The organism is uncultured Martelella sp., from assembly GCF_963677965.2.
Classification (GTDB): Bacteria; Pseudomonadota; Alphaproteobacteria; order Rhizobiales; family Rhizobiaceae; genus Martelella; species Martelella mangrovi.
In genome coordinates this window covers 228,221-243,386 of sequence record NZ_CAXXFM010000003.1, presented here as the reverse complement: position 1 = coordinate 243,386, position 15,166 = coordinate 228,221, and the positions used below count along the sequence as shown (strand labels likewise).

The following is a 15,166-nucleotide window of genomic DNA, read 5'->3' as shown; positions in this document are numbered from 1 at the left end:
TTGATTCCTATAGACTTTTTGTCACGATCAGGTCAGTAAGCGCAAAAATACATGTTTGAGGAAGATCAAGGAGCAGATCGATAATGACTTCAACAGACGCAACGACGGTTCAGCCCGCCTTTGGTGTTGGCGAGCGGATCGGTGAGACCTTCTCCGTTATGGGCCAACGGTTTTTCACATTCCTCCTGCTGGCGGCTATTCCCGGCATTGTGGTCCAGCTGGTATCTTATTTTATCGGTATGGGCGCCGGCAATCCGCTGGACCCCGATGTGGCTGCCAGCAATGCGATGGTCCAGTCTCCCGCTACTGCGATTCTGGTGGTCGGCGTGGTGCCGATGATTGCCTATTCCATCATGACAGGCATGATGGTTCTGGCGGCGTATGACACCAAGGCCGGACGGCCGGTTCGTTTCAATGCATATCTCGGTGAAACGGCGCGCCGCCTTCCGGCCCTGATTATCATCACGCTCATTGCGACCTTTGGTATTGCCGTCGGTTCGATGCTCTTTCTGGTTCCTGGCTTGTGGTTGTGCGGTGTGTGGGCGGTATGCGTCCCCGCCATCATGATTGAACGCGCCGGGTTCGGCGCCCTTTCGCGCAGCAGCCAGCTCACGAAAGGCTATCGCTGGCCGGTTGTGGGTTTCATCGTCGTGACCTACATCATCATCAGCGTCATCACCTTCCTCGTTGCGATGGTGGCTGCATTCCTGCCGATTCCGGCATTGTTCGTTGCGATTGTGCTGGGGCTGATCAACGGTATCACGACCGCACTGCTGTCGATCGCCGTCTCGGTGGCCTACGCCAGACTGCGCGATATCAAGGAAGGCGTCGGCTATGCCGATCTCGCCGAGGTTTTTGACTGAAAACCGAAGCCGATTGCGATTAAGCAGTTGCAAAAATGCGAGGCCGTCCTGTTGTCAGGGCGGCCTTTTTGTATCTGTCTGTTGAGGGTGCCGCCCAGGGGTAAACACGCGATGCGTGTTTTTAGAATTGACGTTAACGTATGATTTTAAAGGGGAAATCGCAACTTTGAGGCACTTGTCATGCCGATTTCGATGCTGCAAGACTGCGCGCAATTGAAGGAGAAAGCATGACCTATCGACGCCTGTGGCTGGCTCTCGCAGTGGCCGGCATGCCCGGCATGGCCTTAGCAGAGACCATCACTTTCAATCCTCCCGACGGCAGCGAGCGCACCTATCATCTGGAGATGTCGGTGCGGTTCGGAAATCCGGATGATCCGGGGTATTTCGATGACACCAACCATATCTCGGCGCTGACCCGCTTTGTCGCAAACGGACGCAATGCCGACGATCAGTTCATGATCGATATCTATCCGCTGTGGACTGTTTTCGACAGCGGTATGAGCACATTCAGCACGGCGCTGGGGGATATTCCCGATGATGCAACCGATCTGCTGCGCGAGGGGTTTACCGCGCTGGTGGATCTGGATGAAGGGCGGCTGGTCGACTTTTCGGCGCGCGGCGGCGGCGAGATGCCCGACCAGATGGTTGGCCAGATAACCGAACAGTTTGAACAGCCCGTGCCGCCTGTTGCCATCGAGGCCGAGGAAGGCTGGAGCACGACGGCCGATCTGGAACTGGTCCGCGACGTCGACGTGACTGTCACCAAAGTGACGCCGGATCAGGTCTTCGTCCGTTATGATGGGGCAGGGCCGTTCCGGAAACTGTCCGGCGTTTCGGTGCTGGACCGTGAAACCGGCTGGGTGGAACGCTCGGTCATGACCTATGAAACCCTGCTCGATATCGAGGACAAGGACGGCGACCATATCCGCCAGACCCTTGCCATGGCGCCGGCCGATTACCCCAAGGGCGTTTATGCCGATTTTGCCCGTGACGAGCCGGAATGGTACCCCATGCCGGAAGGTCCGCTGCCGCCGCCGGAGCCCATGCCGGATGCAACGCAGATTTTCGCGCATCCTTTCGGAACGGCGGATGAAGCCGATGATGAGGCCTTGAGCCTTACCCTTGGCCATACGGCCGCCATCGGCGACAATATCGGCCGGTTCGAGATCCATGATGTCAGGCTTTTCGAAGGTGACCGGCCACTCGAAACCCGGGTGATCACGAGCGAACCGATAACCTTTCCTGGCTACGGCGATGATCCGTTCCAGACCTATATCAGGGCCCGCCCGACAGGGATTGGCGATGCCCGCGAAGATCTGGCCCGCGCTACGGAAGTGCGCGCCGACATCGACTGGTACCCGCCGGAATCATTCGCCCTGACGCTTCAGCCGGATGCGGACGGCAATGCGCGTGTGAGCCGCGACGGCGTGACCGCAACACTCAGCCCCGCGGACGAAGGCTATGAGCTGCTGCTTTCGGGCGGGCCGTCGGATTATTTCAACTGGTCCTTTCCCGAAGGCAGCGATGTGCAGGGCATGATCTATGCAGGCGATCGCGGTGCGGACTGGCTGACGCCGACCGAAAGTCAGGTGCGCCTTCTGGCGACCCCCGATCAGAATGCACTTCTCATTGCGCTGAAGGCCGATGAGGTGCCGGATGAAGTCAGGGTCCGGGTGAACCGGTTTGCCGATGAGCCCGCGATGACGCGGCAGGTCGGTTTTCTGACCGAACGCGGTGAACGGCTGAACCCGGACAGCGAACCGAAAAAACAACTGCTGTTTCGCGACGGTGAACCGGTCGCGCTGGAAGATATCGCCCCGGAAGGCTTGGAAAGCGCAGCACTGCGTTTTCGGCTGCCGATGTTGCAGGCCGAACATTGCGACGCAAAGCTGGCGGAGCCGGCGCCACTGGCCGGTCACGCGCTGACATTCGTGCAAAAGGCGCCCGATGGCAGCGGCTATCAGGGCACCCGTCTTCTGGAACTGCAGACCGAAGACGGTATCCGCACGCATTTTTATGATCACGGCACGGTCGAAGCAATGCTGGAGTGCGATTCGACCCTGGCCTGGAAGGATGCCGGGATCACACCCGATTCCGAGCGCCCCTGGCAGATCAAACCGGAAATGCTTGGTGTGGACCCGTCGATGACCATCGCCGAATTCAACGATCATTTCCGTCTTGTCGACAAGAACGGTGCAGCGCTGGCGCTGGTTTCGCCGGACAGCGGCAGGCTGTGGATGGACGATACGATTGCCGATGCGCTTTTCGAGGAAGGCTATTTCCGTGCGGCAGGCAAGCCGGCGCGCATCCTGGAGGCCGTTGTCGAACCGGAGCCGGTCACCCGCCGCTTCACGGTTACCTTCCCGGAACTGCCCGCGCCAATTCCCGCGCCGGAAGAGCAGGAGGACGCTCAATGATCCGTTTACTCACAACAACCGCGCTGTCCCTTCTGCTGGCCGGCACGACGGCTCTTGCCGCAACAGTCGACCGGGACCTGAACCCCGATCCCGACGGTGCCTATACATATACGCCGCCTGAAGACGTCACCGACGGCATCTATACGATCGATGTCTACGATGACGACGGCAACCGGTACGCCCGCGTCTGGAATACCGAGCCGACGCTGGGCGAGGGCCACAGGGTCGATAAATATGAGCTCTATTATCCTGAAGGTCAGGTCCGCAAGCGCGTACCGCTCAACGCCGACGGCCAACCGCATGGCGATGCTCAGACATGGGACGAAGACGGTAATCTCATCGAGCAGAGCCACTATAGCGATGGCGAACTGGATGGCGATGTTCTGGAATACTGGCCATCCGGGCAAAAGCGGGCCGAACGCCATTTCGACATGGGGCTGCCGACGGGCAGCGAGCGTCGCTGGTCACGCGAAGGCGCGCTTGTATCGCAGGTCGACTACAATGAATACGGCGAAATGGTGCGCAACGAAAAATGGAAGGACGGCAAGCAGATATGGTTGGAAGAACCGGTCGAGATCGAGGGCTACGGCAAGGGCTGGAAGACCGTTGAGACCAACGGAAAATTTGTCGATACCGAAATCAAGACCGACGGCTATCTTCTGATCACCCTCTATCGCGGCGACAAAATGCTGGACCGGCGCGAGCTTGTCGATGGCGAATACAAGGGGCTGTTTGTCTCGACGACGAAGATCGATCAGATCACCACGCGGGTTCACTTCGTCGATGGCGAGGAGGACGGTCTATATACCCGCGTGTGGCGGGGGAGTGAGATCGAACGCGGCCATTACGATCACGGCAAGCGCGTCGGCAAATGGAAGCGGATCGAAGGCTCCGTTCTGGTCGTGCATGAATTCTACGACGATGACGGCAAGCTTGATGGTGAGCAGCGCACCACCACCATGCACGGTAGTCTCAGAAAGGTGGAGAACTACGATCACGGCGTTCTGGACGGGCTTTATGCGGAATATCGCGATGACGAAGTCATCGTTGCCGGATATTACGAAGACGGCGAGAAGGAGGGCGGCTGGCGCGAAACGTCACCCTATACCACCCGTTTTAGGGAAGGCCATTATGAGAACGGCATCAGACAGGGACGCTGGAGCCTGCTTGACGAGAACGGCTACCGACTGGAAGTCACGACCTACAGCGACGGCGTGGAGGATGGTCCGCACTATATCTTTGCCGAAGACGGCGCGATTGAGGAAGTGCAGATGTGGCGCGATGGCGACCGAGACGGTTATACCACCTTCTACGATGAAACCGGCGCCTACGCCCATAACCTGTGGCGCAATGACTGGCTGGAAGAAACGGGAATTCCTGTAGAAACGGAATAACCCTGGAAAGAGCAAGGGCCCGCATTTTTCGAATGCGGGCCCTTGCGCCTGTTCACCTCATCAGGCCGGCAATAATCATGCTCTCACCGGCCCGAGCGCCTGTATCTCAAAGGCCGCATTCGGCAAAAAGCCTGGGCAGGACTTCATCCGATCCGGTCAGGTCGAATGTCAGTTCATGGGCGGTGCCGTCCGCGCTGGAGACATTGAATGTGACTTCGCTGCTTTCGGAAAAATCCTTCAGGATGGTGTGGGCGTCTTCATTGAAAAGGGCGGCGCGCACGCCCTCCATGGTGTTGACCCAGCCTTCCTCATAATGCCGGTCACCGTCGACCGTGTAATTCACGTCGATAAAGCCGTCATCGGCCACTGCAAAACTGTCGGGCTTGGCTGTAATATCATGGTCGAGCGCGACGATGAGCGTGCCATCCAGGCATTCGCCGGCAAGCGTCCAGTGCTTTTTCTCGGTCATCAGCTGATATTCATTGGCTGCAACCATCAGCTGGTCGATATCGTCATAGCCCTTGGAATCGTCGCCATAGGACCACCAGCCGACCATTTCCTTGTAGCCGTTTTCCGAGGCAATCTGGCCGTAAAAACCGGAATAATCGATTTCCGGATGATCCGGGTCGGCCCAGTCCTGAGCGAATGCGGCGGAGGCAGATAAAAGGATGACAAGCGGAAGATATTTCATATGCAGGGAAATCCTCGAGAAGGCGTTGTTATGTAGGTGAAGGGATACGATCTAATCAGAATACTACGTCATTTCAATGATATAAAAGTCTATATCGTGGTCTCAAACGTCAGCGTAAAGCAAATATCCAATCAGTAGTTGAGACCGTGAGGCCGGACGATATCTGCGCGGGCAACGCCGGTTTCTTGCGGCGTATGTATTGACCTTGCATGGTTGTTCGATCTTAATCCCCGCTTCGGCCCGGAGCGCGGCAGCGGGGCCGGGGGATATGCGCATGACACCGGGGGCAGGCAGGATTTGAAAGCGACAACATCACGATCCATCGGCAAGGGCATGAAAAGCCGTTCGCTGTACCGGGTGTTTTTTCATGTCATTGCCGTTTTCGGGATTATCCTTTTCGCCGGTGCCGGTTCGTTTGCCATGGCGGCCTCACATAGCTGGACCGGGGCGTGGCTTTCGCGCTGGTTCGATGGCGGCGCACGGGTTTACCTGCAGCAGGAAGACAATCAGGTCACCGGCCGTTACCCGGCCTATAACGGTCGCCTCGAGGGCGAGGTCGAAGGCAACCGGCTGGTCGGGACATGGAATACGCCGAAGGGCAGCGGCTCGTTCGAGTTCGTCATGTCGGACGACGGTCAGAGCTTTGTCGGCCGTTTCGGCAACACCCAGTGGTGGACGGGCTCGCGCATCGGCTCCGACCACGATCAGGATCTGCGCGCCTTCCAGTCGTCGCCCTCGGAAACCCTGCGCACCTTTCTGATCGCCGCCGAAGCGGTCGGCAGCGGTCGTCTGGAATTTCAGGATGACCTTCTGTCGCTGCTGATTTTTCCGGGCGGCGGACGGGAAAACCATGCTCGCGAGCTGGCGCCGCTGATCCTTCTGCTCGACCAGTTCACCGTCGATCCCGATATTTTCGAGACACAATCGCCGGAGGGCGACGAGGCCGAACTGGTGCTGACGCGTTATGACGGGCGGACGCTTCCGCTGCAGTTTCGCCGGGTCGGCGAGGACTGGTTCATGATCGCGCCGCCGGCCGAAACCGTTACACGTCTTTTTGCCGAGATTTCGGATGAAACGGACAGTGCGGTCTACCGCAGCGGCGGGCGCTTCGATGGCTCCACGCCAAGGGCGGCGATGGAAAGCTTTATCGATGCCATGCGCGGCGGCCCCGCATTGCAGGAAACAGCCGTTGCCGCGCTTGATCTGTCCGAGCTGCCCTCTGTCGTTCGAGATCGCCAATCGGTTCTGGTTGCCGAATATCTGAACGAGGTGATCGCGCGGATCGGCGAGGTGGTGTTTCAGGAAATTCCGAACGATCCGGGCTCAAGGGAACCGTTCATCTATTTCACCCATCCGGCCGGCGATATCGTTCTGGCGCCGACGGAAACCGATGACGGGGTGCAGTGGAAATTCACACCGGAAACCGTAAGCTCGGTCCGCTCGCTCTATGCCGCCACGGAAGTCCTGCCCAAAGCCGTGCGGGTGCTGCCGTATGACACCCATTCGAAAGCCCATTATTTCAAGCTGCGGGCCTTTGTCGCCGGCACGGTTCCGGCGGGCCTTCAACTCGTCGGGCCGCTGGAGGCCTGGCAATGGGCGGGGCTGACGACCGTGTTCGTGGTGGCTGTGCTCGCAGCTTTCCTCATTGGCGCGGCGCTTTCATGGATCGCCCGGCGGAGCCGTGCGGCAGCCAAAAATGTGACATTTGCGATCTGGGGCATTCGCCTGCTGGTGTTCGGCATCATCAATTATGCCGGTTTTGCCATTCTCGGCCTGCCGTCCCAGTTCGGCAGCATGATCAAGTCGATGGCGGTTCTGATGATCATCGCCGGCGCCATTCCCATCGAGTTCTGGCTGGTTGACCGGATTCACAGCGCGATCACGCGGGCAGGGCTGGTCAACCCGCGCGGCCAGATATTGTCGTCGCTTCTGGTTGGCGTCGCCAAGGTTCTGGTGCTCTGCGTCAACATTCTGGTCTTTGCGGAGGCGCTGGACATTCCCTATGGCGCGGCCGTTGCCGGCCTGGGTATCAGCGGCATCGCGATTGCCTTTGCCGCGCGTTCGACGCTGGAAAACGTGATCTCGGCCTTCATTCTGTTCGTGGACCGGCCCGTCGATGTCAATGATTTCGGACGTTTCGACGGGCGTATCGGCTCGGTCGAGCATATCGGCCTGCGCTCGACCGTGATCCGCACGCTGGAGCGAACGCTGCTGACGATACCGAATTCCGATTTCATCAGTTCCAATATCGAGAATTTCACGCGGCGCGACAGCATTCTGATGCGCCGGACATTTGCGCTGCGCCCGGAAACCCGTCCCGACCAGCTGCGCTATCTGTTGACGGAAATCCGACGGATGCTGATTGCGCACCCGAAGGTTCTGCCGGATCCGGCCCGCGTACGGCTTCTGGGGGTTACGGAAAACCGGGTCGAATACGAGATTTTCGCCTATATCCAGACCACCGACTATTCGGACTTTCTGGCAATACAGGAAGATGTCGTCTTCAGGATGATGGCGCTTGTGGAAGAATCGGGGACCGATTTCGCCTATCCGGCCCAGACGCTCTATTTTGCGCGTGATCGCGGTATTGATCCGGAAAGGGGCGGCAAGGCCGAAGACGAGGTTGCAAAATGGCGTACCGGCGGAACGCTGCCGTTTCCGAACCTGACCGCCGAAGAAGTCTCGAAGCTGCAGGACACGCTCAACTATCCGCCCGAAGGAGCGCCGCCGGAAAGCGAGCAGTTCAGACCCGTCGGCCCCGAGCGCCCGAATGTGCAGAGACGCCGTTTCCGTCTTTTCCGGTTTGGCTGGCGGTGAGGCCGCGCAAAACGCGGCCTCGTGTGGCAGTTTCTGTTATCGGGTTGCCTCGTGCTCGCTGGTGAGCACGACCGCCCATTCATCATTCAGCGGTGATACCGTGACGGTTTCGCCCGGTTTCAGGCAACGGTTCACGCTCATGCGATGGTTGTTGGTGCCCTTGATCACGCTGCCGTTTTCAAGCCGGATTTCATTCTTGCAATGATTGATGCCGTCGGCGTCGGGTGCGCAATCGGTGTCGCTGAGGATGACGCCGGTCATCGCTGTTTCGCCGGCGGGAACTTCGCCTTCGAGCATCTGCAGCAGGTAACGCCCGTTCTGGCCGTTCTCGACCCAGGATGAAATGGTTTCACCTTCCGGGATTACGGGCTGCTGGGCGCTGATTGCGGCCGGTGCAACGAGAAGGGTGGCGGCGATACCGATACCGGCGAGGCCCGAGACGGCGCGGTTGCGAATGTGTTTCAGCATTGGAGTTCCTCCTTACTCGCTGTCATTGCCGTGCGGCATGGCACCGGCGTGATGGTCCTGCATTTCGGCGGCATCGAGCATGCCGTCGCCATTCTTGTCGAGATAACCGAACATGCGCTCATGCATGTCCTGGAACTCGGCAAGCGACAGGCTGCCGTCGCCATCGGCGTCAAGCATGATCACCATCATGTCGGGGTTCATCATCCCGTTCATCATGGAGCCACCCATCATCGGGCCGGTCATCATGCCGGGCTGCATCATGCTGCCGGCATTGGTGTCCGCCCCGGTTTCCGGATGGTGGGCAGGGTTGGCATTGGCTGCGCTGATACCGAAGGCGAGCGCGAGTGTGGAAGCGATAACGATCTTGCTCATGGATCATCTCCGTCTTGAGCGATTTCTGAATATTGGATCGCAATCCATTGTAAAAAATAGATATTTTTTACGCATGGAGCGAGAGTTTATGGATCGCAGAACGGCAGGCTTTTACCTGTTGAAAGGGCTGCGAACGCTTCAGAGCGCGGAGATGGGAGGGGGGATTTCCGGGGTGGTCGGCAGGCTCGTCAGGACCGTCGACGGCAGGACGCCGCGGACCGAAATACCGCTGCGGGCAATCCTGCGGTCGACGTCGGCGGGCAGGAACAGCCCGCATGCACCATGATAAAGGCACGATGTATGGATCATGCTCTTGCCGCAATCTGCGGAAGCCTGGATCGAAACCGATTGCGCATCGCAGGACGCCATGTCGGACGGCTGATAGCTGAAAGCCGTTCCCGCACCGCCAACAAGGCCGAGCAGGAAAATCATGGCAACAATGAATGCGCGCAATCGGCCGAACATGGTGTCTTCGATTCGTCAGTCTTTGAGCAACGTAGATGCTGCCCTCGAATCTGGCACATTTTATGAAGGTTTGGAATTGATCAGGATCATACGATCCAGCCTTGCCGCAGGGCGCGGGTGGCGGCCCCGTTTTCAGGCCTGTCGTTTTGGTGCGAAACGCTCGCGGTAATAGATGCGCCCTTGACCTTCCAGTGACTGGAATCCCTATATCGGTCACAATAACCCGACAGGAGGTCAAGGATGCAGCATTCTCACACGGATCATTCAAGCGGTTCCGCGCCGTCGGACGAAAAGACTGTGCGCGACCCCGTCTGCGGCATGATCGTCGATCCCGATGCCGGCAAACCAACGGCCGAACATGATCATCGGCTGTTCCACTTCTGCTCGGAAAAATGCCGCGACCGGTTTCTGGAAGAGCCGGAAGCCTTTCTGACGGCCGAAGATCCGGTCTGCGGCATGTCTGTCGATCGCGCCAGCGCCCAGCACATGCTCAAGCATAAAGGTGAGCGATTCTATTTCTGCTCCGAGGGCTGCCAGTCGAAATTTGAGGCTGATCCCGATCAATATATCAATGGCCGGCCGGAACCGGAGCCGCAGCCGGAAGGCACGCGCTACACCTGCCCGATGCATCCCGAAATCATTCGGGACCACCCCGGCGACTGCCCGAAATGCGGCATGGCTCTGGAGCCGGTAACGCCGTCGGCGAATACCGGGCCGAACCCGGAATATGTCGATTTCAAACGCCGGTTGATGATCACCGCGCCGCTGGCGCTGGCCGTCTTCGTGCTGGAAATGGGCAGCCATCTGGGTCTGCCGTTCGAAGACTGGTTCGGCCATACGCTGTTTGGCTGGCTGCAATTCGCACTGGCCACACCGGTCGTCTTCATCTGCCGGCCGTTCTTCAAACGCGGCTGGGCCTCGATCGTCAACAAGAGCCCGAACATGTGGACCCTGATCGCGCTTGGCACGGGCGCGGCCTATCTCTTCTCGGTCGTCTCGCTTGTCGCGCCCGGCCTTTTCCCGGAAACGATGCGCGACAGTGCGGGCATGGCGCCGGTCTATTTCGAGGCGGCGGCCGTCATTCTGGTGCTGGTGCTGATCGGCCAGGTGATGGAGCTTGCCGCGCGTGAACGCACCGGCGACGCGATCCGTGCGCTGCTCGATCTGGCGCCGAAGACCGCGCGCAAGGTGAGCGATGACGGTGAGGAAGACGTGCCCGTCGATACGCTGCAGAGCGGCGATGTGCTGCGCGTGCGGCCGGGCGAAAGCATTCCCGTCGACGGCGTTGTGACAGAGGGCCATTCCTCCGTCGATGAAAGCATGATCACCGGCGAGCCGGTTCCGGTCGAAAAGACCGAGGGAGAACCGGTCACCGGCGGCACGCTCAACAAGACCGGCAGTTTCCTGATGCGGGCGGAAAGTGTGGGCGCGGAAACCACGCTTTCGCGGATCGTCGATATGGTCTCCAAGGCCCAGCGTTCGCGTGCGCCGATCCAGGCGATGGCGGACCGGGTGGCGGCCTGGTTCGTGCCCGCCGTCGTCTCCGTGGCCGTGATCGCCTTTCTGGCCTGGGGCATCTTCGGACCGTCGCCGGCGCTCTCCTATGCCTTTGTCGCCGCCGTTTCGGTGCTGATCATTGCCTGCCCATGCGCGCTCGGTCTGGCAACGCCGATGTCGATCATGGTCTCCACCGGTCGCGGCGCACATGCCGGCGTGCTGATCCGCGATGCCGAAGCACTGGAGCGCTTTTCCAAGGTGGATGTGCTGGTGGTCGACAAGACCGGCACGCTGACGGAAGGCAAACCCGCGCTCACCGATGCCGAACCTGTGGAAGGCGGCGAGCGCACCGAACTGCTGTCGCTTGCCGCCGCGCTGGAGCGCGGTTCCGAGCATCCGCTGGCGGAAGCCATCGTCTCGGGTGCGCGCGAGGCGGAAGCGCCGGAAAAGGACAGCAGCGATTTCGATGCCGTCACCGGGCAGGGCGTGACCGGAACCGTGGACGGAAAACAGGTCGCGCTTGGCAATACCGCGCTGATGGAGGCGAAGGGCGTCGATATCAGCGCCCTGAAAGAGCGCGTTGACGCGTTGCAGGGCGAGGGCAAGACGGCGATGTTCGTCGCGGTCGATGGCGCGCTTGCCGGCATTGTCGCTGTTGCCGATCGGGTGAAGGACACCACGCCGGATGCGATCCGCGCGCTGCACGAGGCCGGCATGCGCATCGTGATGGCAACGGGGGACGCCGAGGCAACCGCAAAGGCTGTAGCAGGCACACTCGGCATCGATGAGGTTTACGCTGGCGTAAGCCCGGAAGACAAGCACGACCTGATCGAGCGGCTGCGCGGCGAGGGGCGCTCCGTCGCCATGGCCGGCGATGGCGTCAACGATGCCCCGGCGCTGGCGGCGGCCGATGTCGGCATTGCCATGGGTACGGGGGCCGATGTTGCGGTTGAAAGCGCCGGCATCACGCTGGTGAAGGGCGATCTGACCGGTATTGTCCGCGCCCGCCACCTTGCGGAGGCGACCATGGCCAATATCCGCCAGAACCTGTTCTTCGCCTTTGTCTATAACGCCGCCGGCGTTCCGCTCGCGGCCGGGATCCTTTATCCGTTCTTCGGCATCCTGCTATCACCGATCGTTGCGGCTGCGGCGATGAGCCTGTCCTCCGTTTCCGTCATCGGCAACGCGCTGCGGCTGAGGGCAACGAAGCTTTAGGGCAATTCTGGGTGAGGTGGAAAGGCGCTATCGGAAGTCGAAGGCCGACAGGCCGGCGACCATCTCGTCAAGACCGAGCGGCCGGGTGACCGGCGGCTCGGCGCGCGACAGACAGCCCGACCGCTCGCAAAGGCGACAGACGGGGCCGACCGGCACGGGCTCTGCGGCGGCATTGCCCGCTGCGCCATAAACCGTGGCGGCGGCCTGGTCGCGCCGCAGCCCGAGCAGGATTGCCGTCAGGTGAGGGCGTTCGCCAAGGGCCGGTTCCGGGCCTTCCAGCGTGTGGGCGAGGGCGAGATAGCCCACGCCGTCGGGCATTTCCACATTCTGGATCACGATACGGCCCGGCCGCGCGAAGACATCATAGAGATCGAGCCGCGGACATTCGCCGCGAAAGCCCGCATGGGGAAAGCCTTCCGCGCCGATGCGCCTGAGCACGTTGCCCGCCTGATCGATTTCCATGGCGAAGAAGGGCAGACCGGCATTGTCCAGGCGCTGCAGGCTGATGAGGCGGGTCGCCGCCTGCTCGAAGGAGACGTTGAACCGGCCGCGCAGAAGGCCGATGTCGAAGCGGTCGCGGCGGGCGGCTTCGATAAACGGCCCGTAGGGCATCATCAGCGCCAGAGCCGCATAGCGGGCAAGTTCGAAACGGGCAATCCGCCGGGCCTCGTCGCTGGAAAGCCCGAGGCCGCCGACCGCATCGGCAATCGGTTCGGCAAGCGCCAGCAGGGCCGCCTCTATGGCGATTTCGCGCTGGCGGTCATAAGGGCCGAAGCGGGCCGAGATGAACAGGCGCATGGTGTGCCGGTCGAAGCGGCGACCGAGATTGACCATGGCATGCGGCGGCAGGATCCTGACGGCAATACCGTGCCGTTCCATCAGCCATGTCTTCAGCGCGGCGGCAAGGTCGTCGCCGGGATCGAGTTCGCCGTGCAGGGCCTCGGCGGCACGGTCAATCGCGTCGAAGAAATAGGGGCGGCGCGATATTGCGTCGCGGACCTCGTCATGCGGCAGGCGTTTGCCCGGCAGGTGCGTTTCACGCCCCTCATGGGCCAGAAGCGATGTGAGATCCGAGAGGCGCGCGGCCTGTTCGCAGTAGGCGCGGTAGAGCTTGATCATGCCGAGCGCGGCATTGGGGGCGGCCTCCGCCACTTCCAGAAGCTCCTGATCGCCGGGCAGCTCACCGGAAAGCAGTGAATCGGAAAACACCGATTTGAGCTGGGTGATCGTGCCCGAACTCTCGCCCTGCAACTCGGCGATATCGATGTCGTAGACGCTCGCCAGTTTCATCAGAAGCTGCACCGTCAGCGGTCGCTGGTTGCGTTCGATGAGGTTGAGATAGGACGGCGAGATCGCGAGCGCCTCGGCCATCGCGGTTTGCGTCAGGTCGAGCCCCTTGCGGATCCGCCGCAGGCGCGGCCCTGCAAAAATCTTCTTTTCCGCCACCGGTCTCTCCTGGTTTGCAACGAGGATATCGTTTACAAAATTTACAACATTACAATATCGATCAGTCAAGCCAAAGACAAAATAACCCGATTATCGACTTGATTTGTGCTAATTCTATAGCTTTTCATTCGTCAAATCAGTAAAAAAATTCATATGAAATGCGGGTGCCTGAATTTTTCCATTGCGACCGCATCCATACAGTCCTGAGGAGGAGAAAAGGTATGACTGAGTTTTACAATCTTGTTGAAAGCGCCCCGGCCGGCCGTTTCGACGGTATCGAGCGCCCTTATGGTCCCGAGGAAGTTCGGCGTTTGCGCGGTTCCGTCAGAATCCGGTCCACTCTGGCGGAAGAGGGCGCCAAGAGGCTGTGGCAGCTGATCCATGAGGAGGATTTCGTCAATGCGCTGGGTGCGCTTTCGGGCAACCAGGCGATGCAGATGGTGCGCGCCGGACTGAAGGCCATTTACCTTTCCGGCTGGCAGGTCGCGGCCGACGCCAACACGGCATCAGCGATGTATCCCGACCAGTCGCTCTATCCGGCCAATGCCGGCCCTGAATTGGTAAAGCGCATCAATAAAACATTGCAACGTGCTGATCAGATTGAAACATCCGAAGAAAACGGCCTTTCGGTCGATACCTGGTTTGCGCCCATTATTGCCGATGCGGAGGCCGGTTTCGGCGGCCCGCTCAACGCTTTCGAGATCATGAAAGCCTATATCGAGGCGGGGGCTGCCGGCGTCCATTTCGAGGACCAGCTGGCATCGGAAAAGAAATGCGGCCATCTTGGCGGCAAGGTACTGATCCCGACGGCCGCCCATATCCGCAATCTGACGGCCGCGCGGCTTGCTGCCGATGTCATGGGCGTACCGACGCTGGTTATCGCCCGCACGGATGCCGAGGCGGCCAAGCTGCTGACATCGGATATCGACGCGCGCGACCGTCCCTTTGTCGACTATGATGCCGGCCGGACGGCAGAAGGCTTCTACCGCGTCAAAAACGGGCTTGAGGCCTGCATTGCCCGCGCCGTTGCCTATGCGCCTTACTGCGATCTGATCTGGTGCGAGACCTCGAAGCCGGATCTGGAGCAGGCGCGCAAATTCGCCGAGGGTGTTCACAAACACTACCCTGGCAAGCTGCTGGCCTATAACTGCTCGCCTTCTTTCAACTGGAAGAAAAACCTGAGCGAGGAGGATATCGCGCGCTTCCAGAAGGAACTCGGCGCCATGGGCTACAAGTTCCAGTTCATCACGCTGGCCGGCTTCCACCAGCTCAATTTCGGCATGTTCGAACTGGCGCGCGGCTATCGCGACCGGCAGATGGCGGCCTACAGCGAATTGCAGCAGGCCGAGTTTGCTGCCGAGGCCAACGGTTACACCGCGACACGCCATCAGCGCGAGGTCGGGACCGGCTATTTCGATGCGGTGTCGATGGCGATCACCGGCGGCTCCGGATCGACGACCGCCATGGGCGAATCCACGGAAACGGCACAGTTCCACGCCGCCGAATAGCGCGGCTGCAACC

The 15,166-nt window shown here is 60.2% G+C and carries 11 protein-coding genes; 6 read left to right on the top strand and 5 right to left on the bottom strand.

What is annotated here, in order from left to right; genetic code table 11:
- The first annotated feature begins 83 nt into the window (after nt 1–83).
- The 3 genes from ACHZCU_RS20335 (at nt 84) to ACHZCU_RS20325 (ending at nt 4,674) form a co-directional block, all read left to right on the top strand.
- Nucleotides 84–863: a hypothetical protein gene (locus ACHZCU_RS20335; protein WP_319520320.1), complete on the top strand. Its 780-nt coding sequence runs from the start codon at nt 84–86 to the stop codon at nt 861–863.
- A gap of 227 nt (nt 864–1,090) precedes the next feature.
- Complete coding sequence (locus ACHZCU_RS20330; protein WP_319520319.1) at nt 1,091–3,280, top strand: hypothetical protein; 2,190 nt, start codon at nt 1,091–1,093, stop codon at nt 3,278–3,280.
- Nucleotides 3,277–4,674 carry a hypothetical protein gene (locus ACHZCU_RS20325; RefSeq protein WP_319520318.1) on the top strand — a complete coding sequence of 466 codons (1,398 nt, stop codon included), beginning with the start codon at nt 3,277–3,279 and terminating at the stop codon, nt 4,672–4,674. Before ACHZCU_RS20330 ends, ACHZCU_RS20325 begins: the two co-directional genes overlap by 4 nt.
- A 106-nt stretch (nt 4,675–4,780) precedes the next feature.
- On the opposite strand, the gene ACHZCU_RS20320 is transcribed toward ACHZCU_RS20325, so the two are convergent.
- The gene (locus ACHZCU_RS20320; RefSeq protein WP_106304382.1) at nt 4,781–5,365 is read right to left on the bottom strand and encodes a VCBS domain-containing protein; all 585 of its coding nucleotides are present in this window, start codon (nt 5,363–5,365) and stop codon (nt 4,781–4,783) included.
- Nucleotides 5,366–5,698: 333 nt separating this feature from the next.
- On the opposite strand from ACHZCU_RS20320, the gene ACHZCU_RS20315 reads away from it, so the two are divergent.
- Nucleotides 5,699–8,182, top strand: coding sequence for a mechanosensitive ion channel family protein (locus ACHZCU_RS20315; protein ID WP_319520317.1), 2,484 nt, complete (start codon nt 5,699–5,701; stop codon nt 8,180–8,182).
- 36 nt (nt 8,183–8,218) lie between these two features.
- On the opposite strand, the gene ACHZCU_RS20310 is transcribed toward ACHZCU_RS20315, so the two are convergent.
- The 3 genes from ACHZCU_RS20310 to ACHZCU_RS20300 form a co-directional block, all read right to left on the bottom strand.
- Nucleotides 8,219–8,650, bottom strand: a complete 432-nt coding sequence (locus ACHZCU_RS20310) for a hypothetical protein (protein ID WP_319520316.1) — start codon at nt 8,648–8,650, stop codon at nt 8,219–8,221.
- A 12-nt stretch (nt 8,651–8,662) separates the two neighbouring features.
- Nucleotides 8,663–9,022, bottom strand: a complete 360-nt coding sequence (locus tag ACHZCU_RS20305; RefSeq protein WP_319520315.1) for an EF-hand domain-containing protein — start codon at nt 9,020–9,022, stop codon at nt 8,663–8,665.
- A 138-nt stretch (nt 9,023–9,160) separates the two neighbouring features.
- Nucleotides 9,161–9,487: a hypothetical protein gene (locus ACHZCU_RS20300; protein WP_319520314.1), complete on the bottom strand. Its 327-nt coding sequence runs from the start codon at nt 9,485–9,487 to the stop codon at nt 9,161–9,163.
- Between the two features lie 240 nt (nt 9,488–9,727).
- Here ACHZCU_RS20300 and ACHZCU_RS20295 point away from each other — a divergent pair, with 240 nt between their 5' ends.
- Nucleotides 9,728–12,199, top strand: coding sequence for a heavy metal translocating P-type ATPase (locus ACHZCU_RS20295; RefSeq protein ID WP_319520313.1), 2,472 nt, complete (start codon nt 9,728–9,730; stop codon nt 12,197–12,199).
- 27 nt (nt 12,200–12,226) lie between these two features.
- Here ACHZCU_RS20295 and ACHZCU_RS20290 read toward each other — a convergent pair whose 3' ends face one another.
- On the bottom strand, nt 12,227–13,645 hold the full coding sequence (locus tag ACHZCU_RS20290; protein ID WP_319520312.1) for a short-chain fatty acyl-CoA regulator family protein: 1,419 nt from the start codon (nt 13,643–13,645) through the stop codon (nt 12,227–12,229).
- A gap of 221 nt (nt 13,646–13,866) precedes the next feature.
- Here ACHZCU_RS20290 and aceA point away from each other — a divergent pair, with 221 nt between their 5' ends.
- Nucleotides 13,867–15,153, top strand: a complete 1,287-nt coding sequence (aceA, locus tag ACHZCU_RS20285) for an isocitrate lyase (protein ID WP_106304363.1) — start codon at nt 13,867–13,869, stop codon at nt 15,151–15,153.
- Nucleotides 15,154–15,166 lie beyond the last annotated feature (13 nt).

Coding starts and splice junctions, on each gene's coding strand:
- ACHZCU_RS20330 (WP_319520319.1), top strand. CDS start 1,091: ATGACCTATCGACGCCTGTGGCTGGCTCTCGCAGTGGCCGGCATGCCC.
- ACHZCU_RS20305 (WP_319520315.1), bottom strand. CDS start 9,022: ATGAGCAAGATCGTTATCGCTTCCACACTCGCGCTCGCCTTCGGTATC.
- ACHZCU_RS20295 (WP_319520313.1), top strand. CDS start 9,728: ATGCAGCATTCTCACACGGATCATTCAAGCGGTTCCGCGCCGTCGGAC.
- ACHZCU_RS20310 (WP_319520316.1), bottom strand. CDS start 8,650: ATGCTGAAACACATTCGCAACCGCGCCGTCTCGGGCCTCGCCGGTATC.
- aceA (WP_106304363.1), top strand. CDS start 13,867: ATGACTGAGTTTTACAATCTTGTTGAAAGCGCCCCGGCCGGCCGTTTC.
- ACHZCU_RS20315 (WP_319520317.1), top strand. CDS start 5,699: ATGAAAAGCCGTTCGCTGTACCGGGTGTTTTTTCATGTCATTGCCGTT.
- ACHZCU_RS20335 (WP_319520320.1), top strand. CDS start 84: ATGACTTCAACAGACGCAACGACGGTTCAGCCCGCCTTTGGTGTTGGC.
- ACHZCU_RS20300 (WP_319520314.1), bottom strand. CDS start 9,487: ATGTTCGGCCGATTGCGCGCATTCATTGTTGCCATGATTTTCCTGCTC.
- ACHZCU_RS20325 (WP_319520318.1), top strand. CDS start 3,277: ATGATCCGTTTACTCACAACAACCGCGCTGTCCCTTCTGCTGGCCGGC.
- ACHZCU_RS20320 (WP_106304382.1), bottom strand. CDS start 5,365: ATGAAATATCTTCCGCTTGTCATCCTTTTATCTGCCTCCGCCGCATTC.